This window comes from Marivita cryptomonadis (assembly GCF_002115725.1).
GTDB classification, from domain to species: Bacteria; Pseudomonadota; Alphaproteobacteria; order Rhodobacterales; family Rhodobacteraceae; genus Marivita; species Marivita cryptomonadis.
Genome location: NZ_JFKD01000010.1, coordinates 111,889 through 135,683, shown reverse-complemented (window position 1 = coordinate 135,683; position 23,795 = coordinate 111,889). Strand labels below are relative to the sequence as shown.

At 60.3% G+C, this 23,795-nt stretch carries 24 protein-coding genes; 15 read left to right on the top strand and 9 right to left on the bottom strand.

Annotated elements, in window-relative coordinates; translation table 11 throughout:
• Positions 1 to 25: 25 nt before the first annotated feature.
• Positions 26 to 991, bottom strand: coding sequence for a 4-hydroxybenzoate octaprenyltransferase (gene ubiA / locus MCRY_RS12825; protein ID WP_085630464.1), 966 nt, complete (start codon positions 989 to 991; stop codon positions 26 to 28).
• Positions 992 to 1,003: 12 nt separating this feature from the next.
• Between ubiA and MCRY_RS12820 the strand changes: the two genes are divergently transcribed.
• From MCRY_RS12820 to MCRY_RS12810, 3 genes are all read left to right on the top strand, one after another.
• The gene (locus tag MCRY_RS12820) at positions 1,004 to 1,735 is read left to right on the top strand and encodes a 16S rRNA (uracil(1498)-N(3))-methyltransferase (protein WP_138488258.1); all 732 of its coding nucleotides are present in this window, start codon (positions 1,004 to 1,006) and stop codon (positions 1,733 to 1,735) included.
• Between the two features lie 64 nt (positions 1,736 to 1,799).
• A complete protein-coding gene (locus MCRY_RS12815; protein WP_085630462.1) occupies positions 1,800 to 2,330 on the top strand; it encodes a hypothetical protein in 531 nt (176 codons plus the stop codon).
• A gap of 63 nt (positions 2,331 to 2,393) precedes the next feature.
• The gene (locus MCRY_RS12810; RefSeq protein ID WP_085630460.1) at positions 2,394 to 3,764 is read left to right on the top strand and encodes a glutamate--cysteine ligase; all 1,371 of its coding nucleotides are present in this window, start codon (positions 2,394 to 2,396) and stop codon (positions 3,762 to 3,764) included.
• Positions 3,765 to 3,822: 58 nt separating this feature from the next.
• Here MCRY_RS12810 and MCRY_RS12805 read toward each other — a convergent pair whose 3' ends face one another.
• The 3 genes from MCRY_RS12805 to MCRY_RS12795 form a co-directional block, all read right to left on the bottom strand.
• On the bottom strand, positions 3,823 to 5,400 hold the full coding sequence (locus MCRY_RS12805) for a gamma-glutamyltransferase family protein (RefSeq protein ID WP_085630459.1): 1,578 nt from the start codon (positions 5,398 to 5,400) through the stop codon (positions 3,823 to 3,825).
• Positions 5,401 to 5,700: 300 nt separating this feature from the next.
• Positions 5,701 to 6,159 carry an ATP-binding protein gene (locus MCRY_RS23605; RefSeq protein ID WP_085630458.1) on the bottom strand — a complete coding sequence of 153 codons (459 nt, stop codon included), beginning with the start codon at positions 6,157 to 6,159 and terminating at the stop codon, positions 5,701 to 5,703.
• Positions 6,125 to 6,463: an STAS domain-containing protein gene (locus MCRY_RS12795; RefSeq protein WP_085630457.1), complete on the bottom strand. Its 339-nt coding sequence runs from the start codon at positions 6,461 to 6,463 to the stop codon at positions 6,125 to 6,127. Before MCRY_RS12795 ends, MCRY_RS23605 begins: the two co-directional genes overlap by 35 nt.
• Positions 6,464 to 6,556: 93 nt before the next feature.
• Between MCRY_RS12795 and MCRY_RS12790 the strand changes: the two genes are divergently transcribed.
• From MCRY_RS12790 to MCRY_RS12750, 9 genes are all read left to right on the top strand, one after another.
• Positions 6,557 to 7,720 (top strand): thiolase family protein, encoded by a 1,164-nt coding sequence (locus MCRY_RS12790; RefSeq protein ID WP_085630456.1) that lies wholly within the window; start codon positions 6,557 to 6,559, stop codon positions 7,718 to 7,720.
• Positions 7,721 to 7,806: 86 nt separating this feature from the next.
• Complete coding sequence (locus tag MCRY_RS12785) at positions 7,807 to 8,265, top strand: GAF domain-containing protein (RefSeq protein WP_085630454.1); 459 nt, start codon at positions 7,807 to 7,809, stop codon at positions 8,263 to 8,265.
• Between the two features lie 246 nt (positions 8,266 to 8,511).
• Complete coding sequence (locus MCRY_RS12780) at positions 8,512 to 9,084, top strand: helix-turn-helix domain-containing protein (RefSeq protein WP_085630453.1); 573 nt, start codon at positions 8,512 to 8,514, stop codon at positions 9,082 to 9,084.
• Complete coding sequence (locus MCRY_RS12775) at positions 9,084 to 9,488, top strand: GFA family protein (protein ID WP_085630452.1); 405 nt, start codon at positions 9,084 to 9,086, stop codon at positions 9,486 to 9,488. The genes MCRY_RS12780 and MCRY_RS12775 overlap by 1 nt, the downstream gene beginning before the upstream one ends.
• A 3-nt stretch (positions 9,489 to 9,491) precedes the next feature.
• Positions 9,492 to 10,115: a LysE family translocator gene (locus MCRY_RS12770; RefSeq protein ID WP_085630451.1), complete on the top strand. Its 624-nt coding sequence runs from the start codon at positions 9,492 to 9,494 to the stop codon at positions 10,113 to 10,115.
• A gap of 10 nt (positions 10,116 to 10,125) precedes the next feature.
• Positions 10,126 to 12,564, top strand: coding sequence for a GcvT family protein (locus MCRY_RS12765; protein ID WP_085630449.1), 2,439 nt, complete (start codon positions 10,126 to 10,128; stop codon positions 12,562 to 12,564).
• Positions 12,561 to 13,433: a homocysteine S-methyltransferase family protein gene (locus tag MCRY_RS12760; protein ID WP_085630447.1), complete on the top strand. Its 873-nt coding sequence runs from the start codon at positions 12,561 to 12,563 to the stop codon at positions 13,431 to 13,433. Before MCRY_RS12765 ends, MCRY_RS12760 begins: the two co-directional genes overlap by 4 nt.
• Before the next feature lie 201 nt (positions 13,434 to 13,634).
• Positions 13,635 to 16,079: a GcvT family protein gene (locus MCRY_RS12755; protein ID WP_085630445.1), complete on the top strand. Its 2,445-nt coding sequence runs from the start codon at positions 13,635 to 13,637 to the stop codon at positions 16,077 to 16,079.
• A 94-nt stretch (positions 16,080 to 16,173) separates the two neighbouring features.
• Positions 16,174 to 16,818, top strand: coding sequence for an RluA family pseudouridine synthase (locus tag MCRY_RS12750; RefSeq protein ID WP_085630443.1), 645 nt, complete (start codon positions 16,174 to 16,176; stop codon positions 16,816 to 16,818).
• Between the two features lie 108 nt (positions 16,819 to 16,926).
• Here MCRY_RS12750 and MCRY_RS12745 read toward each other — a convergent pair whose 3' ends face one another.
• Positions 16,927 to 18,366: an aldehyde dehydrogenase family protein gene (locus MCRY_RS12745; protein ID WP_085630441.1), complete on the bottom strand. Its 1,440-nt coding sequence runs from the start codon at positions 18,364 to 18,366 to the stop codon at positions 16,927 to 16,929.
• Between the two features lie 129 nt (positions 18,367 to 18,495).
• Between MCRY_RS12745 and MCRY_RS12740 the strand changes: the two genes are divergently transcribed.
• On the top strand, positions 18,496 to 19,149 hold the full coding sequence (locus MCRY_RS12740; RefSeq protein WP_085630439.1) for a peroxiredoxin: 654 nt from the start codon (positions 18,496 to 18,498) through the stop codon (positions 19,147 to 19,149).
• A gap of 52 nt (positions 19,150 to 19,201) precedes the next feature.
• On the opposite strand, the gene MCRY_RS12735 is transcribed toward MCRY_RS12740, so the two are convergent.
• From MCRY_RS12735 to MCRY_RS12720, 4 genes are read right to left on the bottom strand one after another with little or no spacing between them, the layout of a single operon-like run.
• The gene (locus MCRY_RS12735) at positions 19,202 to 20,146 is read right to left on the bottom strand and encodes an OmpA family protein (protein WP_085630437.1); all 945 of its coding nucleotides are present in this window, start codon (positions 20,144 to 20,146) and stop codon (positions 19,202 to 19,204) included.
• The gene (locus MCRY_RS12730; RefSeq protein ID WP_085630435.1) at positions 20,118 to 20,690 is read right to left on the bottom strand and encodes a peroxidase-related enzyme; all 573 of its coding nucleotides are present in this window, start codon (positions 20,688 to 20,690) and stop codon (positions 20,118 to 20,120) included. The genes MCRY_RS12735 and MCRY_RS12730 overlap by 29 nt, the downstream gene beginning before the upstream one ends.
• Positions 20,687 to 21,424 carry a GNAT family N-acetyltransferase gene (locus MCRY_RS12725; RefSeq protein ID WP_085630433.1) on the bottom strand — a complete coding sequence of 246 codons (738 nt, stop codon included), beginning with the start codon at positions 21,422 to 21,424 and terminating at the stop codon, positions 20,687 to 20,689. Before MCRY_RS12725 ends, MCRY_RS12730 begins: the two co-directional genes overlap by 4 nt.
• Entirely contained in the window at positions 21,421 to 22,143 is a 723-nt protein-coding gene (locus tag MCRY_RS12720) for a competence/damage-inducible protein A (protein WP_085630431.1), read from the bottom strand. The genes MCRY_RS12725 and MCRY_RS12720 overlap by 4 nt, the downstream gene beginning before the upstream one ends.
• A 46-nt stretch (positions 22,144 to 22,189) precedes the next feature.
• Here MCRY_RS12720 and sfsA point away from each other — a divergent pair, with 46 nt between their 5' ends.
• Both sfsA and map read left to right on the top strand, forming a co-directional pair.
• Positions 22,190 to 22,906: a DNA/RNA nuclease SfsA gene (sfsA, locus tag MCRY_RS12715; protein WP_085630429.1), complete on the top strand. Its 717-nt coding sequence runs from the start codon at positions 22,190 to 22,192 to the stop codon at positions 22,904 to 22,906.
• A 91-nt stretch (positions 22,907 to 22,997) separates the two neighbouring features.
• A complete protein-coding gene (gene map, locus MCRY_RS12710; protein WP_085630427.1) occupies positions 22,998 to 23,789 on the top strand; it encodes a type I methionyl aminopeptidase in 792 nt (263 codons plus the stop codon).
• Positions 23,790 to 23,795 lie beyond the last annotated feature (6 nt).

The window sequence follows — 23,795 nt, the reverse complement described above, 5'->3', positions numbered from 1 at the left end:
TACGCTGCACCGCCCCGGATGGCAATCACGCGAAAAGAGCAGCGGCGAAAAACAGCACAGGGATCAGCCCCGCATCCCGGTTCGACCGGAAGAGTTGCAGCAGGCGATCCATGTCGTCCAGTTTCAGGCGTCGCATCTGCCACATCATGTGCCAGCCCATCGCCCAAGGTCCGCCGAGGGCGATGACAAGGGCGAGAATTTCGCCGCGGGGGGCCGCGAGGATGATGGCAAACCCCATCAGAGCAACGGTCAGAACGAGAAACCATGCAAGGTATTTCGGTGTCTTTTCACCAAAGAGCCGCGCGGTGGATTTCACGCCGATCAGCGTATCGTCCTCGGTGTCTTGGTGTGCGTAGATCGTGTCATAAAACAGCGTCCACGCCATGCCTGCGACGTAGAGAAACACGGCTGGCCATTGCAGCTGCCCGGTATGCGCTGTCCAAGCCAGCAGCGCGCCCCAGTTGAAGGCAATGCCCAGAAACACCTGCGGCCACCATGTAAAGCGTTTGGCGAAAGGGTAAATCGCAACCGGCACCAGCGCGATGATCCCAAGCAGAATCGCCTGCACAGGAAAGGTGATAAGGATGCAAAAGGCGATCAGCGATTGGATCATCGCCCAGGCCAGCGCCTGTTTTACAGTCACCTGACCCGAAGGAATTGGTCGCGACGCGGTGCGGGCGACAGAGCCATCAAAATCGCGGTCGGTGATATCGTTCCACGTACAGCCTGCTCCGCGCATGAGAAATGCACCTATGCCACATCCAAGAATGATCCACGCATCAAAGAGCCGGGCTTCGCCCGTATGAAACATCGCCAAGAGAGTGCCCCAGACGCAGGGCAAGTACAGCAGCCATGTGCCGATGGGCCGATCTGCCCGGCTAAGTCGGAGATAAGGGCGCGTCCACGCAGGGGCCAGTGTGTCGACCCAATTGCCCGTAACGGCGTCTGCAACCTGACCGCTCTGGTCTGGTGAAATCTGCGGACCGGGCATATGTGTTGCTCCATGACTGAAAAACTGCGTGCGAAAGTCAGGCTTTTTGTAGAGCAGCCGCTTGGGGCGGTACAACCGGTTCCTCTGACGCGGGAACAGGCACATTACCTTTTTGGTGTGATGCGGATGGCAGTGGGTGATGCAGTTGCGCTGTTCAATGGCCGCGATGGCGAATGGCAAGCCGACGTTGCCGAGGCGGGCAAACGCGGCGGCATCTTGGTCTGTCGTGAGCAGTCGCAACCGCAGGTGATGCCGCCGGACGTTTGGTTGCTTTTTGCGCCGATCAAGAAGGCACGCACCGATTTCATCGTCGAAAAGGCGGTGGAGATGGGCGTTCGGCGCATTGTGCCAGTACAAACAGCGCATACCAATTCCGAACGCATCCGGCAGGACCGGTTGCAGGCGCATGCGGTCGAGGCCGCCGAGCAATGCGGCGGAGTGTTCGTGCCTGAGGTGGCGGAACTGACCAAACTCGATCGGCTTTTGAACACTTGGGACACTGCCCGGCAAATCGCTTTTTGCGACGAAGCGCTGGCGGGGGAAACCGGGCGGCTGCCCGCTGCGCCAGGGCCTTGGGCGATTTTGATCGGGCCGGAAGGTGGGTTTTCCGAAGATGAACGCAAACGCCTGCGAGGGATGGACCATGCCACGCCGATCAGCCTTGGGCCGCGGATTCTGCGGGCCGATACGGCGGCGGTGGCGGCGCTGACCCTCTGGCAAAGCACGCTGGGGGACTGGGTGTGACGAATTTTCGGTCGACCGAAAATCGCACATTCGTCGACGGATGTGCCGCACCGGGGGCCGCAAGATGAGCTTTGTCCGACCGGAAGTACGCGCGGCGATCCTGCGCTGGCGCGAGGCGCTGGTTGGGGCCGCGATCCTTTTGCTTGGGCTTTACTGGGTACTGGGCGTGATGCCGGGCTTGCTTGTCTGGATCGGCTATCTGGCGCTGTTTCTGGGGGCCGCCTTGTTCTTTGCCGGTCTGCAACGCGGGCGCGCCCGAATGGGTGGTGGTGGACCGGGCGTGGTGCAGGTGGTGGAACGGCGCATCGGGTATTTCGGGCCACTGAATGGCGGATTGGTCGATCTCGACGCGGTGACCTCGCTCAGCCTCGACCCAACCGAACACCCGCGCCACTGGGTCATCACCCATGAGGCCGGGCCAGCGCTGCACATTCCCGTGAACGCCGAAGGGGCGGATGTGCTGTTCGATGCCTTCGCCAGCCTACCCGGCCTTAGTCCGGGCCGTGTCGCATCGACCTTGAAACATGAAGGCACCGCGCCAATTGTGCTCTGGCGCAGACCCGACCTCTCGAAACGGATCCAGAGCCTGCATTGACAGCCCCGGGAAATCAGCCCAAGGCTGACCTCGATTGAAGATCAGACAGACCGGAGACGCGCCATGTCCATACCCCAATCCGGCGGCGGGCCCATTGAACATCACGACCAGTTGGCCGAATATCTCGCCTCTGGTTGCAAGCCCAAGGAAGACTGGCGCATTGGCACCGAACACGAGAAGTTCGGCTATTGCAAAGACAGTCTGAACCCCCTGCCCTTTGAGGGCGAACGGTCAATTCTGGCTGTGCTGCAGGGGCTGCGCGACGCGCATGGCTGGGACCCCGTGATGGAAGGCCAGAACCTGATTGGGCTGGTAAAGGATGGCGCGAACATTTCGCTCGAACCGGGTGGTCAGCTGGAGCTGTCGGGCGCGCCGCTTGAGACCATTCACCAGACCTGCGACGAGGTGAACGACCACCTGCGCGACGTGAAGGATATCGCCGACAAAATCGGTGTTGGCTTTATCGGGCTGGGCGCGGCGCCGATCTGGCAGCACGACGACATGCCGCTGATGCCCAAGGGGCGTTACAAGCTGATGGACAGCTACATGGAAAAAGTCGGCACCGCTGGCACGACCATGATGCGGCGGACCTGCACGGTTCAGGTGAACCTCGATTTCTCGTCCGAGGCCGACATGGTGCAGAAAATGCGCGTGGCGCTGGCATTGCAGCCGGTTGCTAATGCGCTGTTTGCCACGTCACCGTTTTTTGAGGGCAAGCTGAACGGCCACAAAAGCTGGCGCGGGCGGGTCTGGCGGCATTTGGATGATGCACGCACCGGGATGTTGCCGTTCGTGTTCGAAGACGGGTTCGGGTTTGAGGCGTGGGTGCAATACGCGCTCGATGTGCCAATGTATTTCGTCTACCGCGACGGCGTTTATCACAATGCGTTGGGGCAATCGTTCCGCGATTTTCTCAAGGGCGAACTGCCTGCAATGCCGGGTGAAATTCCGACACTTTCGGATTGGGCCGATCACCTGACAACGATCTTCCCCGAAGCGCGGGTGAAGAAATACATCGAGATGCGCGGCGCCGATGGTGGCCCGTGGCGGCGTCTGTGTGCCTTGCCGGCGTTCTGGGTCGGTTTGACGTATGACCAGTCGGCACTGGATGCGGCGTGGGATCTGGTTAAGGATTGGGATGCCGAGACTCGCGAAGGGCTGCGCGTTGCCGCGTCCATCGACGGGCTTCAGGCCGATGTGAACGGGATCAAGATGCACGATCTTGCGCGCGAAGCGTTGAAGATTTCAGAGGCCGGTCTGGTGGCGCGGGCGCGTCCCGGTGCCGGTGGGCTGGTTCCGGACGAGACCCATTTCCTGAATGCGCTGAAGGAAAGCGTCGAGACCGGCAAGACACTGGCCGATGAGTTCATCGACCATTACAATGGCGATTGGAACGGCGACATCAGCCGGATTTACCGCGACTACAGCTACTGAGGCACGGCACCTCTTCGAAGAGGTGCGCCCGGCTTTTCGAAAAGCCGGGCTCCCTTGATCAATAGCCGATCGCGCAACCGTCCTTGCGCGGATCGGAGGCGCCTTCCAGAACGCCATGTTCGTGGATCAGGATCGCCTGAGCACCACCGATGGCCACCTCGGGTGTTTCAACCTCGTGACCGATCTCGACGAGTTGCGCGCGCACAGCGTCGGAATAGCCTCGCTCCACCATCAGCTTACCGTTTTCGGCAAAACACCGGGGCGCATCCAGTGCGTCCTGCGGCGCGAGGCCGAAATCGGTCATGTTGGTAACAGCGCGGGCGTGACCGCACGACTGGTATTGACCGCCCATCACGCCAAACGGCATGGCGACACGACCCGCATCGCGGATGATGCCCGGAATGATCGTGTGCATCGGACGCTTGCCGCCGCCATATTCGTTGGCGTGTCCTTCTTGCAGGGTAAAGCCTGCACCGCGGTTCTGGAGCAGAATGCCGAATTTCTCGGACGCCAGACCTGACCCAAAACTGTGGAAGACCGAATAGATCAACGACACGACCATACGGTCCTTGTCGACCACAGTGATGTAGATCGTGTCCTTGTGGACTGCCTCGCTGATCGCGGCGGGCCCAGTCATCGCCTTCTTCGGGTCGATCAGCGTGGCAAGTTTCTGCGCCGTCTCCATCGACAACATATGGTCGAGCTTGGTCATATGCTCGGGATCGGCCACAAAGCGGTTGCGGGCATCGTACGCCAGCTTGGTCGCCTCGGCCTCAATATGGGCGCGCTCTGCTCCGAACGGGTCGAGCGAGGCGATGTCGAACTGGGACAGGATGTTGAGCAGCAGGATCGCCGTTGCGCCCTGCCCATTTGGCGCGTGCTCAAGAAGTTCGCGCCCTTGATAGGTGCCACTGATCGGCGCGCCGATGGTGGTGGCGGCATTCGCGAAATCGGCTTCGGAGTGCACACCGCCCAACGCGTTGAGAGTGGCGAGCATGTCTTCGGCAACTTCGCCTTTGTAGAAACCGTCCCGCCCCTCTTTGGCGATGCGGCGCAGCACTTCGGCGTTGCCTGGCAAGCGGAACACCTGTCCCCGCTTGGGTGTAGACCCTTCGAGAAGGTAGTGCGTCCGGGCATGCCCTTGCAGCAGATGGGCATTCTTTTCCCAATCCCACGACACCCGGTCTGCCACGGGAAGACCGTTTTCCATATAGTCGATGGCTGGCGCAAGAGAGTCGGCCAAGCCAAGGCGCCCCCAACGTTCCGACATGGTACAAAAGGCGTCGATGGCCCCCGGTATCGTGACCGCTTCGGGCCCATAAAGTGGAACGGAGGTCTCGCCCCGGCTGCGCAGGTCATCGGCCTTGGCCGCTGCTGGTGCGCGCCCCGAACCATTGATCGCGATCACGTCATCGCCACCTGCCGGAGAGATCAGGGCAAAACAGTCGCCGCCGATCCCTGTCATGGCCGGCTCTGCCTGACCGAGGATCACGGCGCCCGCGATGGCGGCATCGACCGCGTTGCCCCCTCGTTTGAGGATGTCGATGGCGGCTTGGGCGGCAAGCGGGTGCGATGTTGCACACATACCATTTGTCGCCATGACCGCAGAGCGCCCCGGCATTTGAAAATCGCGCATAGGTTCTGTCCCTCCCCTTTTGCGGCACAAAATAGGCAGACGCGGGGGCAGGTCAATCAGATGATGGTTTGGGGGGAGGAAGTACCTCGACGCCGCACACTGGGTGGGGGCTGTTAATGGCGCGACGCCGAGGTGAAGCTTTGTGCAGCTACCCTTACTGTATGACGCGCAACCGAGGCCGAAGTTCGAAGGGAATGGGGCTTTTCCTAGGCGACTCTGCGTAAGAATTGGCCAAAAGCCCCTTAAATTACTGATTATTTCCAAAGCGGGAACAATCGCACCAATTTTGACGAAACCACGTCATGCAGGTCGCGGGTCTGGCAGTGAAAACGTGAGGCTGAGTCGGTTTTTTCCAGCATCACGAGAGTGACATACGTGCGACACAAGACTGCGAATCAATAACCATCCATACCCGCCTTCGCTCAATCCGCAGGGATCAGGGAGCGTCGGCGGCGCATCCGGGTGTGGAAATGGGCGGCCCCAATCCAGCAGAACAATCTCGAGCGATGTGCCGGATACGGTCATGTGCAAGACCAAGGCACCCAGAGATTGTCCTGCATATGCGTGTTCGACGATATTGTTGACCGCTTCCGCAATGACAATCTGCACGTCGTCTTGCAGCTGGGCAGCCTGCGTGGCCGACAAGGCCTGTGCCACCCGTCGCAAAAGACAAGGCGTCACCACATCTAACGCCGGAAGGCATTGGACAAGGACAGTCCTTTGTTCAGACCGGGTCCGCTGCAACGGCCTGATCCGCATCCCCGTGGATCGTAAAGATCGTATCCATCCGCGTCAGTCGAAACACCTTATCGACGATCGGTTGCAATGCGGCCAGTTCCAGTGTCTGGCCGGGGCGCAATTGTTTCATCGACGCGACTACGGCACCCAGACCGCTGGAATCGATGAAGTCCACTTGGCGCAGGTCGAGAATAAAGCGCCCTTGATCGCGGCCCGTAAGCTTGCGCATGTCTTCCTTGAATTGAAGCGCGGTGGGCGCGTCGATGCGGGTAGCGTGCACCCGGATCAGCGTGGCGACAGGGTGCTGTTCAACAGTCAGTTCCATAAGACCTCGGTCATTGCTGTGCCGCAGACCCTAGACGCCAATCCTTACCATCCGGTATGCAAGGCCAAACATTCGGGGATTGGAGGATATGCCATGGCAGAGGTTGTGATCACAGGTGCCGCACGCACCGCGATGGGCGGGTTTCAGGGCGCGTTTTCGGACGTGTCGGCCACAGGCCTTGGTGGCACAGCGATCCGCGCGGCACTGGATCAGGCCGGAGCGCCCGCCGTGGATGAAGTGCTGATGGGATGCGTTCTGCCTGCCGGTCAAGGCCAAGCACCCGCGCGACAAGCAGGCTTCGCGGCCGGTCTGGGCGAAGAGGTGCCCGCGACCACGCTCAACAAGATGTGTGGATCGGGCATGAAGGCGGCGATGATGGCGTTTGATGCCATTGCGCTGGGCCGAGCCACCACCATCGTGGCCGGAGGCATGGAATCGATGACCAACGCGCCGTACCTGCTGCCCAAGATGCGCAATGGGGCGCGGATCGGGCATGGGCAGGTGATCGACCACATGTTCCTCGACGGTCTGGAAGACGCCTATGATAAGGGCCGCCTCATGGGCACCTTTGCCGAAGACTGCGCGGAGGCGTTCCAGTTCACCCGCGAGGCGCAGGACGAATACGCGCTTCGATCACTGTCCAACGCGCTTGAGGCGCAATCGTCTGGTGCGTTCGAACACGAGATCACACCGGTCAAGATCGCGACCCGCAAGGGTGACGTGACCGTATCCGAAGATGAACAACCCGGCAATGCGCGCCCCGACAAGATCCCGACGCTCAAGCCCGCTTTCCGTAAAGACGGCACCGTGACCCCCGCCAACAGTTCGTCCATTTCGGATGGAGCCGCGGCGCTAATCCTGACCACGGCAGAGGCCGCAGGCGACAGGGCCCGCGCCCGGATCGTGGGTCATGCAAGCCATGCGCAAGCGCCCGGCCTTTTCACCACGGCCCCGGTTCCCGCCGCGCAGAAGCTGCTCGCGCAGATCAGCTGGAGCAAGGACGATGTGGACCTTTGGGAGGTTAACGAAGCCTTCGCCGTGGTTCCGATGGCCTTCATGCATGAAATGGGTCTCAGCCGGGACATCGTGAACGTGAACGGCGGCGCCTGCGCCTTGGGGCATCCCATCGGCGCGTCCGGCGCGCGCATCATCGTTACGCTGCTGAACGCATTGGAAAAGCGCGGGTTGAAGCGTGGTATCGCTGCAATCTGCATTGGTGGCGGCGAAGGCACAGCGATCGCGATTGAACGGCTCTGATCTTCTCTGTTTCACAAATATCTCGGGGGTGAGGCCGCAGGCCAAGGGGGCAGCGCCCCCTCTCTCGCTTTACCAAAGGCAAAGACATGACAGTTGATTACTCCACCCTTGCCAAGACCATCACAGCGCTGACCAATGGTGAAACCGATACGGTCAGCCTGATGGCCACTGTAGCATGTGAGGTGCACCAATCTGATGATCGGTTCGATTGGACTGGCTTTTATCGTGTCACCGGGCCTGAGATGCTCAAAATTGGGCCGTATCAGGGCGGTCATGGTTGCCTGACCATCCCATTCTCTCGCGGAGTATGTGGGGCTGCGGCACGAACCGGAGAGGCTCAGTTGGTTCCGGATGTCGAGGCCTTCCCCGGCCATATCGCCTGCGCATCCTCGACCCGGTCGGAGCTGGTGCTTCCGGTATGGAACGGAAAAGGCCGCCTACTGGGTGTGTTCGATATCGACAGCGACCAGCCGTCTGCGTTTACACAAGAGGATGCCGATGCGCTCGCTGCTATCTTGAAGACGACGTTTGCGGCTGTTCTGTAAGCTTAGGCGATGCCGATGAAAGATAAGATCGCAAGTACGATCACGATCAGGCCAACAAGGTAGATGATGCGGTTCATTGGGTGGTCCTCGAATTCAGTTTGATACTCCACGAACCAGCCAGTTATGGATTTGGTTCCCGTTTCGAAACACACGTCCTGCGCGACGCTGGTGCCATAATGAAAATTTCTTTTGAATTTTCATTATTTCATGCCATGAAATTCCAAGCGGAAATTTCATGGGTGAGTCGTGCAGCACGATCCGGTTCTTCACAGCAAGACACTTGGCGCTGACCTTCGGGCGCTGCGCAAGGCGCGTGGGCTGACATTGCAGGACATTGCAGATCGGCTTGGGCGCTCGGTGGGCTGGGTCAGCCAGATTGAACGCGACCTATCCGCGCCGTCGATCACCGATTTGCGGCGCATTGCAAAGCTGTTCGATGTGCCTGTCTCTCTTCTCTTCGGAACACCGCAGACTGTGGCGGACGAAGCCGGGTACGTCGTGCGCGCCGGTGCGCGGCGGCCCATTGGCAGCGGTGACAGCGGGTTGGTTGAGGAACTGCTTTCACCCGACCTGTCTGACGATTTCGAAGTTGTGCACTCGACCTTCCAGCCACACAGCCGCATTGGCGAAGTGGTCACCCGGCCCACACAGGAGGTGGGCTATATCCTGTCGGGCAAGCTGGACCTGATCATCAGCGACAGGCGGTTCACGCTGACACCGGGCGACAGCTTTCGCATCAAGGCTGAGCCATTCGAGTGGATCAACCCCTATGATGACCCCGCCGTGGCGATCTGGGTCATTGCGCCGCCGGTGTATTGATGACGGATGACGTGCATCCCGGCCCGGTTGCCCTGTCAGGAAGCTGCCTTTGCGGAGCCGTCACCTATACTGCCCATGGTGCGGCGGGGGCGCCTGCGGCCTGCCATTGCACCCAATGCCGCAAGCAATCGGGCCATGTTTGGGCGTCGTCCTATGTGCCCGATGGCACCCTTGAAATTCGGGGCGAGGTGCGCTGGTATCAGTCCTCCGAAAAAGCCCGGCGCGGGTTCTGTCCGACCTGTGGATCGGCGCTTTTCTGGGAGCATGAGGACGATTCCTTCATCTGTTTCTCTACAGGCTCCATTGATGGGCCAACCGGATTGACCCTTCGCGGTCATATCCACACCAAAACCAAGGGCGATTACTACGCCATCAACCCCAACGATCCGCAGCGCGAGGACTGACACATGATCGATCTCGCGCTCTCTATTCCGCTTTGGACCTACGTCACCTTCATGGGTGCCGCGTTGGTGCTGTATATCACCCCGGGTGCGGACATGATGTTCACGCTGGCCAGCGGCATGCGCGGCGGCGCGCGGTCGGGGATGGCGGCTGCAGCGGGCATCGGATTGGGTGTGATGGGTCATGTGGTGATCGCGGCAGCCGGTCTTGCGGTGCTGCTGCTCACCTATCCCATCGCCTATGACGCGCTGCGCTATGCGGGGGCGGCGTATCTGCTCTGGCTGGCCTACCACACTTGGACCGACACGTCCGATCCGGCCCGCCGTGAAGGCCGCAGCGACACGTGGCGCGCGTTCCGCCGTGGCTTTTTGACCAACATCCTGAACCCCAAGGTTGGCCTTTTCGTGCTGGCCTTCCTGCCGCAATTCGCCGACCCCGCGATTGGCCCGGTCTGGCAACAAATCCTGATCCTTGGCACGCTTCTCGCGTTCGGGGAACTTGCTGTCTACTGCGTGCTCGGCGGGTTCGCCGGGCTGGCTGCCGCCCGCATCCAGCGCGCCTCGGGGTGGATCAACAAACTTTCCGCAATCGTCTTTGGCGGGCTCGCGCTGCGCCTTGCCTGGAACTGAGGAGACCCACATGTCCGATTTCCCCACCACCACCCGTGTCGTCATCATAGGCGGCGGCGTCGTTGGCGCATCCTGCGCCTATCACATTGCCAAGGCGGGTTGGGATTGCGTGCTTCTTGAGAAAAACGAACTGACAGCAGGCTCCACATGGCATGCTGCCGGGAATTGCCCGTCCTTTAGCAGCTCTTGGGCGGTCATGAACATGCAGCGGTATTCACTGGAACTCTATCGTGGGCTTGCCGACGAGGTGGATTATCCAATGAACTACCACGTCACCGGGTCGATCCGGCTGGCGCACAGCAAAGAACGAATGCAGGAATTCGAGCGCGCCCGCGCCATGGGGCGGTATCAAGGTCTCGATCTTGAGATGATCACGGTCTCGGACATGAAAGACCGCTATCCCTTCATGGAAACGCACGACCTTGCCGGTGGTCTTTATGACCCTGATGATGGCGACATCGACCCGGCGCAGCTCACGCAGGCGCTGGCCAAGGGCGCGCGGATGATGGGCGCAAAAATCGAACGCTTCTGCCCTGCCACGGGCGTGAGCCGCAAAGGTGACGAGTGGATCGCGCACACCGACAAGGGCGACATCACCTGCGAAAAGGTCGTGAACGCGGCGGGCTACTACGCCCAGCGCGTTGGCGAATGGTTCAAACCTTATGGCGGGCGCACGGTTCCGATGACGGTGATGAGCCATCAGTTTTTCCTGACCGAACCCGTGGCGGAACTTGAGGCATGGTCCAAAGAGAACGGCAAGCTGCCGCTGCTGCGCGATGTGGACAGTTCGTATTATCTGCGACAGGAAAAGTACGGTCTGAACCTTGGACCGTACGAACGGAACTGTAAGGCGCATTGGGTCACGCCGGACGACCCGATGCCGGATGATTTCAGCTTCCAGCTATACCCAGACGATCTGGAACGTCTCGAATGGTATATCGAAGACGCGATGGCCCGCGTGCCGATCCTTGGCGCGTCAGGTGTGGGCCGGGTCATCAACGGCCCGATCCCCTATGCGCCCGATGGCCTGCCGCTCATCGGCCCGATGCCGGGTGTGCCCAACGCGTTCGAAGCCTGCGTGTTCACCTTCGGCATCACCCAAGGCGGTGGCGCGGGCAAGGTGTTGGCGGAATGGGTCACCGAAGGCCAAACCGAATGGGATATGTGGGCGGTCGATCCGCGCCGGTACACCGACTACGCCGATCAGGACTATTCCGATCAAAAGGCGATCGAGGTCTACGGCCACGAATACGCCATGCATTTCCCCCGTCACGCATGGCCTGCGGGGCGCGACAAGAAGCTGTCACCGGTGCATGACAAGATCATCGCGGCAGGCGGCGTGATGGGGGCCTATAACGGATGGGAACGAGCCAATTGGTTCGCGCAGCCAGGCGATGACACCTCCGAGGAAGCAACCCAGACTTGGGCGCGATCCGGCCCGTGGCAGCAGCGCATCAAGGAAGAATGCGAAGCTGTGCGCGACGCGGCTGGCGTGATCGCCATTTCAGGCTTCACCCGACTGGCGGTCGAAGGCCCCGGAGCGCGTGCGCATGTCGATGCGCTCACCTGTTCATCCCTGCCGAAACCGGGGCGCGTGGGTCTGGCTTATTTCCCCGACGACCGGGGCCGTATCCTGACCGAGATGTCGGTGATCCCGCAAAGCGACGATGCGATCTGGCTGATCACCGCCGCCGTCGCGCAATGGCACGACCGCGATGTCTTGCTGCGTAATCTGCCCGAGGGAGTGACCGTGCAAGACCGCACGACGAAATACGAATGCTTCCTTGTGACCGGGCCTAAATCCCGCGAGATGCTCGCGCCGTTGACGGATGCCGACCTGACCTTGCCTTGGCTGTCCTACCAAGAGGCGCAGGTCTGCGGCAAACCCTGTGTCTTGCTACGTGTTTCCTTTGCCGGGGAACTCGGATGGGAAGTGCATTGTCTGACCGAGGATGCACCCGAAATCTACGACGCCATTCTGGGGGCAGGGGCAAAACCGTTTGGCATGTATGCGCTCAACGCGCTGCGGATCGAAAAAGGCTACCGCGCGTGGAAGGGTGATCTGTCCACCGATTACAGCTTGCTGCAAGGCGGGCTGGACCGATTTGTGAAGCTCGACAAGCCGCAGGATTTTCCCGGCAAAGCGGCTCTGCAAAACGAAAAACAGCAAGGCGTAACGAAACGCTTTGTCACCCTGACCGTCGATGCGGGCGGGTCCGACGCGCCCTACATGTCGACGATTTGGCATAACGGACAGGTCGTCGGCGAAACGACGAGTGGTGATTGGGGCTACCGGGTGAATGCTTCGATCGCGCTTGGCATGCTACGCGCTGAACTGGCGGTGCCGGGCACGGAACTTGAGATCGACATCTACGGCGAAATGCGCAAAGCGGTCGTCCAGAAGGATGAACCCCTTTGGGATCCGCAAAACGAAAGGCTGCGCGCATGACACTCACGATTCTGGACGGCGGGATGGGTCAGGAACTCATCCACCGTTCGGGCACTCCGCCGACACCGCTGTGGTCCACGCAAGTGATGATCGACATGCCCCATCTCGTCCGCGAGATTCACGCGGATTACTTTGCCGCCGGGGCTGATATCGCCACCACGAACACTTATGCCATACACCGCGACCGGCTTGCCGGAACCGACCACGAAGACCGGTTCGAAGACCTACATCGGATCGCGCTCGATATGGCGCTGGCGGCGCGCGAGGCGCATGGAACCGGCAGGATCGCAGGTAGCATCGGGCCGCTTGGCGCATCCTATCGGGCTGACTTGCAGCCACCACACGAGATCGCAGTCGAACTTATGGCCGAGGTGGCCGGGATACTGGCGCCGTCCTGTGACATGCTGCTCTTTGAAACCGTGATCTCTGTAGCCCAGACGCGAGCCGCACTCGAAGCGGTGCAGGGTCTGGGAAAACCTGTCTGGATCGCCTTCTCGGTCGATGACGAGGATGGCAGCCACCTACGCTCTGGCGAGGCCTTGGCGGATGCGGTTGCTCTTTGTGGTGATGCCGCGGCACTCCTTGCCAATTGTTCCGCGCCAGAGGCGATGCCCGCGGCGATTGATGTGCTCAGGACCAGCGGCAAACCAGCCGGGGCCTATGCCAACGCGTTCACCCAGATCACCAAGGCATTCCTCGCGGACAAACCCACGGTCGATGCGCTGACCGCGCGCCGCGACATGGGGCCAGACGCCTATGCAGACCAGGCCGCCACATGGGTCGAACATGGCGCTACGATCCTCGGTGGATGCTGCGAAACCACGCCGTCCCATATTGCCGAACTGGCCGGGCGCTTCTCAAAGGCCTGACACCATGCACAGCGGAACGCGATCACAGGCAGTCATCACCTCAAGAACTTCAAGACTGATGCGCGTCCCCCTGCTTCTTCTTTTTCCAAATATGCAAATTCCCAAGCCGCCACTCCGCCGAACAGGCGATGGGCGCTTGGGCAACGCCACAAGATCGCACTTCATCAGCTTCCCACCCATGGGACCCCAAGGAGACTTTCCATGACCCTCCCTAAACATGCCCGCGCAGTCATCATCGGTGGTGGAGTCATCGGCTGTTCCGTCGCCTATCACCTGACCAAGCTGGGCTGGACCGATGTGGTGCTGCTGGAACGCAAGCAGCTGACCTCTGGCACAACATGGCATGCGGCTGGTCTGATCGGGCAATTGCGCGCCTCGTCGAACATGACGAAACTGGCGAAATATACCGCTGATCTCTACTCGACCATCGAAGAGGAAACGGGTGTCGCCACCGGTTTTCGCAAGGTGGGATCAATCTCGGTCGCATTGACGCATGAACGGCACGAGGAACTGCGCCGCACAGCAGCAATGGCACGCGCGTTTGGCGTTCCGGTCGAAGAAATCGACACAGCCGAGATCAAACGGAAATACGCACATCTGAACACCAGCGATGTCGTGGGTGGCGTGTACCTGCCCAGTGATGGACAAGGCGATCCCGCCAATATCGCCCTGGCCATGGCCAAGGGGGCTCGCCAGCGCGGTGCGCAAATTTTCGAGCGGACCAAGGCAACACGCGTCACACGCGACGGACAGCGCATCACCGCGGTCGACTGGGCGTCCGAAGACGGCAGCAGCGGCACGATCACATGCGATCATGTGGTGAATTGCGCAGGCATGTGGGGTCGTGAGGTAGGTCAGATGCTAGGCGTGAACGTGCCGCTGCAGGCCTGCGAACATTTCTACATCGTGTCCGAACCGATCCCCGGCTTGGAAGCCTTGCCCGTGCTGCGGGTGCCTGATGAATGCGCTTATTACAAGGAAGACGCTGGCAAGATGATGCTCGGCGCGTTCGAGCCGAAATCGAAACCCTGGGGCATGAACGGCATCCCCGAAACTTTCGAGTTCGATCAACTGCCCGAGGATTTCGACCATTTCGAACCCATCTTGGAGGCGGCGGTGAACCGGATGCCAATGTTGGCCGAGGCCGGAATTCACACGTTCTTCAATGGGCCCGAAAGCTTTACGCCCGACAATGCCTACTACCTTGGTCAAGCGCGCGAGATGGAGAATGTCTGGGTCGCCGCCGGATTTAACTCCATCGGCATCCAGTCGGCGGGTGGGGCTGGCATGGCGCTGGCGCAATGGATGGAGGACGGGGCCAAGCCGTTCGATCTGGGTGACGTGGACATTGCCCGCGCGCAGCCTTTCCAGCGTAACCGCCGCTATCTGAAGGAGCGGGTGACGGAGACTTTGGGCCTTCTTTACGCCGACCACTATCCCTACCGCCAGAAAGCGACAGCACGCGGTGTACGACGCACACCGTTTCATCAGCAACTTCTGGAGCGCGGCGCAGTGATGGGCGAGATTGCAGGGTGGGAACGCGCGAACTGGTACGCGAATGAGGGTCAGTCGCCTGAGTACGCCTATAGTTGGAAGCGGCAAAACTTCTTCGACAGTGTTGCGCGCGAACACAAAGCGATCCGCGAGAATGTCGGCATGTACGACATGTCCTCTTTCGGGAAGCTGCGGGTCGAGGGACCGGACTCTGAGACGTTTCTGAACCATGTGTGCGGCGCAGATATGTCGGTGCCAGTGGGCAAGATCGTCTACACTCAGTTTCTGAACACGCGCGGCGGGATCGAGGCGGATGTCACCGTCACCCGCTTGACCGAGACCTGCTATCTCGTCGTCACCCCAGCCGCGACACGCGCCGCTGACCAGACATGGTTGCAACGCCATGTTGGCGACAAACGCGTCATCGTCACCGATGTGACAGCAGGCGAAGGTGTGCTGGCGGTGATGGGGCCGAACGCACGACAGGTGATGCAGGCGGTATCGCCGGATGATTTCTCGAACGATGCCAATCCGTTCGGCACTGCGCAAGAGATCGAGATCGGTCTTGGCACCGCGCGGGTGCATCGCGTGTCCTATGTCGGAGAACTGGGCTGGGAGATCTACATCCCAGCCGACCAGGCGGGGCATGTGTTTGAAACCCTGTGGGAGGCTGGTCAGGATTTTGGGCTGACGCTTTGCGGGATGCATGCGATGGATACCTGTCGGATCGAAAAAGCGTTCCGCCACTTTGGCCATGACATCACTTGCGAGGATCACGTGCTGGAGGCCGGGCTTGGCTTTGCTGTAAAGACAGCGAAACCCGATTTCATCGGACGTGACGCGGTTCTGCAAAAGCGCGAGGCCGGTTTGCAAAACCGTCTCGTGCAGTTCCGTCTGACGGACCCCGAACCGCTGCTGTATCATCACGAACCCATCCTGCGGGATGGGGAGATCGTGGGCTATCTGAGTTCCGGTGCATATGGACACCATCTGGGCGGTGCCATCGGCATGGGATACGTGCCCTGTGTGGGTGAAACCGTGGAGCAGGTGTTGGCGTCGACCTACGAGATCGACGTAGCCGGCGTGCGGGTCAAAGCAGAAGCCTCGCTCAGACCGATGTATGATCCGACGTCGGCGCGTGTGCGAGGGTAGCCAGAAACTTCGTACGAAGTTTCTGCAGTGGCAGGATTTTCGTACGAAAATCCTGAGTCTTGTTCTGGGCTCTCAAGCTGCGTAGACGGTGCAGATGTCAGATTATACCCCGCCCGACACGCCGCTGGACATTCTGCACGAGGACCACGAGATCCTCGCGGTGAACAAGCCCGCCGGATTGCTGTCTGTGCCCGGAAAGGGAGCAGAACTGGCAGATTGTCTGATCGCGCGGCTCGAAGCGGCTTATCCACAGGTGCTTCTGGTACACCGGCTTGATCGTGATACCTCGGGCGTGATGGTGTTCGGCCTGACACCCCATGCTCAGCGCCATCTGGGATTGCAGTTCGAGAAACGGCAGACAAAGAAAACCTATCTCGCCCGCGTCGCCGGACGCCTGGAGCCGAAGACCGGGACAGTGGACCTGCCGCTAATCGTCGATTGGCCGAACCGCCCTTTGCAAAAGGTCGATCATGAGGCTGGCAAACCGGCAGTGACAGATTGGCGGGTAATGAAAGCGTCGGACGCGGAAAGCCGGGTAAAGCTGTTTCCGCAGACCGGGCGCAGCCATCAGCTTCGGGTGCATATGCTGGCTTTGGGGCATCCGATTTTGGGTGATCCACTCTATGCGCCCGGGACTGCAGATCAGCACCCGCGTATGATGCTACATGCCGAAGAATTGCGTTTACGGCACCCGGATGGTGGCGAAGGTATGAAGTTTAGGGTGGCCGCTCCGTTCTGAGACGAACCGGACGCTGATATGTCCAACTTACGCAGCTTGTGGCAGCGCCGATTGCATATTTGGAAAAAGAAGAAGCAGGAGACCTGTGCCCCCTGCTCCAATTTGGGTTTACTCTGCCGCCCAGCCAGAGACGGCTTTGACTTCGAGAAAGTCCTCGATGCCCCAGACACCGCCTTCGCGTCCGTTGCCGGATTGCTTCATTCCGCCGAAGGGCGATCCTGCAGACCGGCCTTCCCCGTTCATTTCCACCATGCCTGACCGCAGCTGACGCGCCAGCCTGTTCCTACGTGCGCCGTCCTGGCTTTGGACATAGTTGGTCAGACCGTAGACGGTGTCGTTTGCGACTTGCACCGCCTCGTCTTCGGTCTCGAACTTCATGATCGACAAGACCGGTCCAAAGATTTCTTCGCGTGCGATGGTCATGTCATTGGTCACATCAGCAAACACCGTGGGCCGCACATAGAAACCCTTGTTCAGGCCTTCGGGACGTCCGACCCCGCCGGTGACAAGGCGTGCGCCTTCGTCGATGCCTTTCTGGATCAGGTCCTGAATTTTCTGCCACTGGGTCGCGTTCACCACGGGGCCGATATGACGGCCTTCGGACGAGGCGGGGCCGACGCTGACCTTGGCGGCAATCTCGCCCGCCTCTTCGACCACACGGTCGTAGATTGGCGCTTCGACCATCATGCGGGACGGCGCGTTACAGGACTGACCTGTGTTCTGCATCATGTGCAGCACGCTGCGCTTGACGGCTTTCTCATCGGCGTCGGCGAAGATCAGGTTCGCACCTTTGCCACCCAATTCCAGATGTACCCGCTTGAGCGTGTCGGCAGCCGCCTTGGAGATCAGTTTGCCAGCGCGGCTGGAGCCTGTAAAGCTGACCATGTCGACGTCGGGATGTGCCGAAAGCTGGCTGCCGACGCCAACGCCATCTCCGTTCACGAGGTTGAATACGCCCGGCGGGAAACCGGCCTCGTGCATCATTTCGGCAAAGATCATCGCGTTGAGTGGGCTTTCCTCGGACGGCTTGAGCACCATCGTACAGCCCGCGATGGCCGCAGCACCCACCTTGAGCGTGACTTGGTTCATTGGCCAGTTCCACGGCGTGATCAGGGCGCAGACGCCGACGGCTTCGTAGATGATGCGGTCCTTTGGGCTTTGGTCGTTGAGCGGGCGGTCAAATTCAAATGACTTGGCCGCGTCGATGAAGTTTTGCAGATGCCATGTGCCCGCGCCGACCTGGCTCGCGCGCGACATGTCGATGGGTGCACCCATTTCGACACTCATGGCTAGCGCCATTTCTTCACCGCGCGATTGGTAGATCTCGAGCAGTTTTTCCACCGGCGCGATGCGGTCTCCGGGCGGAGTGGCCATCCATGATGGAAAGGCGTCCTTGGCCGCGGCAACTGCCGCGTCGGTGTCAGCCTGACCTCCAAGGGAAATCACGGCACAGGGCTCTTCGGTGGAAGGATCAATGACGTGGTGGTCACGTCCCTCGACGGGATCGATCCATTCTCCGTTGATGTAGAATTGGCGTTTCTCGATCATCTGATTGTCTCCCCTCAGAGCATTGCAGACGACACTGTGTCACCCCCGCGTTCCCCTCGCAAGGGGGTGTAACCGACCGATGCGCTGCCTATGTTTGCGTCAAACGTCACATCTCAGAAGGAGGCAATCATGGGCCTGCGTATCAACGATGAAATTCCCAACCTGACTGTAGAAACCGATCAGGGGACGATCACCCTTCACGATTGGATTGGCGACAGTTGGGCAATCCTTTTCTCACATCCAAAGGACTTTACGCCCGTCTGCACCACGGAATTCGGTGCGGTCGCGCAACTGTCTGAAGAATGGGAAAAACGTGGCACCAAGGTGATGGGCATTTCCGTCGACGGTGTCGAGGATCACAAGAAGTGGAAGGATGATATCGAATCGACTTCCGGGTCCAAAGCAGGCTTTCCGATCATCGCGGATGAAGACTTGGCCGTGGCCAAAGCGTTCGACATGCTGCCTGCAGAATACGTCCTGCCAGATGGCCGGACCCCCGCGGACAGCGCGACAGTCCGGGTTGTGTTCATTGTCGGACCTGACAAGAAGCTGAAGCTGAGCATGACTTACCCAATGACCGTGGGCCGGAACTTTGCCGAAGTGTTGCGTGCACTGGACGCGCTGCAAACTTCGGCGCGGGAAAACGTTGCCATGCCGGCAAACTGGACTGTCGGCCAGGATGTCATTGTACCGATGTCGGTCAGCGACGCGGATGCGATTGCAAAGTACGGCAAGATCGAAACTGTGCTGCCTTATCTGCGCAAGACCAAGCTGCCTTTGTAAGCCATTGCAGACTGAACTTTGGGAAAAGGTCGGGGCGTGTTCCCGGCCTTTTTCATTCCACAGATATCAGAACGGCCTCAACGCGCCGGTTGGCCTCTCGCCCTTCGGCAGTCAGGTTGGTGGCGCGCGGTGCCAGGAAGCCGACACCGTCGGCGGCGACCTGCCCGGCGGGCACGCCACGCGATACGATATAGGCCTGAGCAGCCTCGGCCCGGCGGCGTGACAGGGCCACATTCGCGGCAAGCGATCCTGTTGCGTCGGTATGGCCGACAAAGGTGATCTGACGGGTCGGGTTGGCAAGCAAGTAGGCCACCATCGCATCAAGTGATTGCACCGGGCCATCACCCAGCGAGGCAGATCCGCTGGCAAAATCGAGATCGGCCAACACCACGTGACCCGCGGTTTCCAACTGTGCCACGATGTCGCTTGCGTCCACTGGGATGGACAGCGCGGGAGCCGCGATCACGGAAACATCCGCGCGCCCCGGAGGACCGACCGCAACCAACTGCACAAAAACCGTGTCACCATCACGGCTGATCAAGAGACTTAAGGCTTGGGTGGCATCCGCCGATTTGGCGGACAGGAAACGATAATCCGACAGATCGACATACATGTTCGGCGCGCGCAGAACGTCGGTGCCAAAGCGAAAATCGAAACCGCCGCAGCTTCGGGCACTGCATTCGAAAATGATATCAAACCCATCGGACATGAGTTGCTCGCGCAAAGGCCCAAGCACTTGCCCGGTGGTGATCCCCGCGCCGGAAATGCGCCACGCCTTTCGCCGGACTTCGCCCTCGAGGCTAGCGACGGGCACGCCCGCGGCTTCGGTCCACGCCCCGATGGGAAGATCATAGCTGCCCGCTGGTGTGACGCGCGACACGGTTTCACGCGCCCCTAAAGGCAAAGCCAGATCAAGGGCCATGGAGGACGATGCACACAGGCTCGCCGCGACACAAAGCCCACTGAATTTAGCGCGCTTGCGCGTGATACTCGTCATTGGGCCGCATATCCGTGGCACTGGCCACGCGGTTGGTCATGTTGAAGAACCCGGCGACGTTAGCGATGTCCCAGATGTCACGGTCACTGAACCCAGCATCCCGCAACGCTTCGCGGTCGAATTCCGCGATCTCAGCGCTGGATTTGGTGATCTTCTCGGCAAAGGCCAGCATCGCGCGGTGGCGGTGCGGCAGATCAGCGACGCGCCAGTTCATCACCAGCATCTCGCCCAGCTTGGGATCACCGGACAGTGCGCGCACCGCAGCACCGTGGGCGGTGAGGCAATAGAAACACTTGTTGATCGAACTGACGACCACCGCGATCATCTCGCGCTCCAGTTTGCTCAGCCCGCTGCCCGCCAGCATCAGATCATTGTACATGACGGTAAACGCGTTCAGCTTTTCAATGTCGAAGGCATACGCCTTTAGCACGTTCGGGATCATGCCCAGCTTGTCCTGACAGACATCAAAGTATTTCTGCGTCTCGGGAGGAAGCGGGTCGACCATCGGCAGGTTGAGCGCCGTGGGAGGGGTATCTTTGGTCATTCGGGTTCGCTTGTGTTTGGCAGGATGCGGTAGTGGTACTGTCCCACAACCTGCATTCCGAGGGAAGCATAGAGGCCGTTTGCGCCGACATTCGCCTGCGTGCACAAGACGCTCATCCATTCCGCGCCGTTCGAGTTGGCCCAAAGGGCGGCCTGCCGCATCAGCCAGACGCCCATGCCTTTGCGACGATGGGCCTTTGCGATTTCAAGAGCGTGCACCATCGCGATCTGTTCGGAGATCGCACAATAAGCCGTGCCTGCGGGCTTGTCGGTGATCCGTCCAAGGATGCCCGTTTTGGGCACCTCGGCCCGCTCCATCACGGCGATACGGTCTGGCCCAATGCCACCTGCTTGCCAAAGATCGCGCATGATCGCCAAGGGTTCCCATATCGAAAAGGCGGTGACGCGGGGCACGGGTACATCGGTCAGGTGATCAATCGGACACACCCAGAGGTTCACCGGGTCGATCACTTCGTACCCGCGATCGGCCAACGCCGCGTCCAAAGCGCCGTCACCTTCTCGGATCATGAAGAGCGCATCCTGACCCAGCATCCGCATCGCGGTTTCCGCGGCCGAGAGGTCTTCCTCGCGCCAGTCACCTTCTGCCGTGGCCGCGCTCACGCGCTTTCCGCCTCCGGCCCCGTTTCGCAGCATCCACGGCCCCGCCGGCGTGCGATCAGCGGGTGGCCATGTGGCCTCGGTCACCGCATAGAGGGTCTGGACGTTGGGCGTCATGCCGGGAACAGTTCTGCCAATCGCGCCATCGCATGATCCACACGTGCGCCATCACTGCCGCGCACGACGATATTGGAGCCATAAGCCCCGTTCTGCTGGAACGGGTAGGAGCCGATTGAGAGGTCCGGGAAATCGGATGCGATCTGGCCCAATGGTCCGGCGATATCGCCTTCGCCGCGATCCACCCGCAGGGTCTGTGACAGGATCGGTGCGCCGCCTGTCAGCGTTGGGATCACGCTGGCGACCATCGCCTGAAACACCGAGGGCACACCCGCCATCACATGCACGTTGCCGATGGTGAAGCCGGGCGCGATGGAAACCGGGTTTTCGATCAGCGCGGCCCCATCGGGAATACGCGCCATGCGCTTGCGGGCGTCGTTGAATTCCATCCCGCGGCTGTTGTAGTGCGCTTGCAAGAGGGCCGCCGCATCGTCGCGCATGTCTATATGGACGCCAAACGCTGCCGCCACGCAATCGGCGGTGATGTCGTCATGGGTCGGCCCAATGCCGCCCGAAGTGATGACCGTGTCATGGGCCGCTCGCAAATCGTTCAGCGCCGCAACGATTGCATCATGGTCATCGCTGACGATCCGCACTTCGCGCAGGTTGATGCCGACCTTGGTCAGTTCCTGCGCCAGATGGTGCATGTTGGCGTCGCGAGTCCGGCCTGACAGTATCTCGTCGCCGATCACCAGCATGGCTGCGGTTGGATTGGGCATGCGCTGCCTCCTTGATCCGGGTTTTGCTCAGGTATAGGCGTGGCTTATGCGCTTTCAAACCCCTCTTGTTCCGGGCACCCTGATCCGGCGGTACAAACGCTTTCTGGCTGATGTCACGCTTTCGGACGGGCAAGAGGTTACAGCCCATTGCGCCAACCCGGGGTCGATGATGGGTCTGGCCGATCCGGGGATGCGCATTTGGCTTGAGCCGAACGACGACCCGAAGAAGAAACTGAAGTTCGGCTGGCGGCTGGTCGAGCACGAGAACGGGCACTTCACTGGAGTGGATACGGCAGTGCCGAACCGAATGCTGAAGGCGGCGCTGGAGGCACGCAAGGTGCCGGGGCTAGATGCATTCGACACCCTGCGTGCCGAGGTGCCTTATGGCGAGAAAAGCCGGATTGATTTCCTGTTGTCCCGAGATGGTGAGCAAGACACCTATGTCGAGGTGAAATCCGTGACCCTTTCGCGCCAACAAGGACTGGCCGAGTTCCCCGACAGTGTGACTGCGCGCGGCACCAAGCACTTGCATGAACTTGCCAACATGGTTGTGCAGGGGCACCGTGCGGTGATGCTCTATCTGGTACAACGGACGGATTGTGACCGCATGACGCTCGCGCATGATATCGACCCGACCTATGCACGGGCTTGGCGTGCCGCCACAGCCTCTGGAGTTCAAACATTGGCTTTGGATTGCCACATAACGCCTGGGGGTGTTGAACTTGGCAAACCTATCCAAATACTAACGCCGTCTGGGCTGTAATGTCGCGCCACTGGCAAAACCATGCGCGGGGGGCTAAAACCGACATGAAAGTTACTGGAGTTCCATTGTGAACAATAACCATGATGGTCGCATGACACGGGAAGGTATCCGCATCCACGAGGCAGCGGACTTTGCTGGTATGCGCAGAGCCGGAGAACTGGCTGCCCGCATTCTGGATGATGTGGCCGAACATGTCGTCGTCGGGCAGACCACTGCGGCGCTGGACGATTTCATCCGAACTGAGGTTGAAAAAGCGGGCGCTGTATCGGCAACCATCGGCTACAAAGGCTATCAGCACGCAAGCTGTATCAGCGTGAACCACGTGGTCTGCCACGGTATCCCCGGTGACAAGACGCTTAAGGATGGAGACATCCTCAACATCGATGTGACGGTGATTGTCGATGGATGGTTCGGAGACACCAGCCGGATGTATGTGGCCGGCAAGCTGAGCCGTAAGGCGGAGCGTCTGATTCAGGTCACCCATGACGCACTGTTCATGGGGATCGAAGCTGCAAAGCCCGGCAACACGTTCGGCGACATCGGCCACGCTATCCAGACCTTTGTCGAGGCGAACCGTATGTCCGTCGTGCGCGACTTCTGCGGCCACGGCTTGGGCCGCGTGTTCCACGCTCCGCCCAACGTGCTGCACTATGGCCGCCCAGGCACCGGACCGCGACTTGAGGAAGGCATGTTCTTCACGATCGAGCCGATGGTAAATCTTGGTCGTCCGGAAACCAAAGTTTTGGCCGACGATTGGACAGCCGTGACGCGGGACAAGTCGTTGTCCGCGCAGTTCGAACACTCCATCGGGATCACATATGATGGGTGCGAGGTTTTCACACCATCTCCATCCGGGCAGTTCCACCCGACGTATTCTGCCTGAGTGATG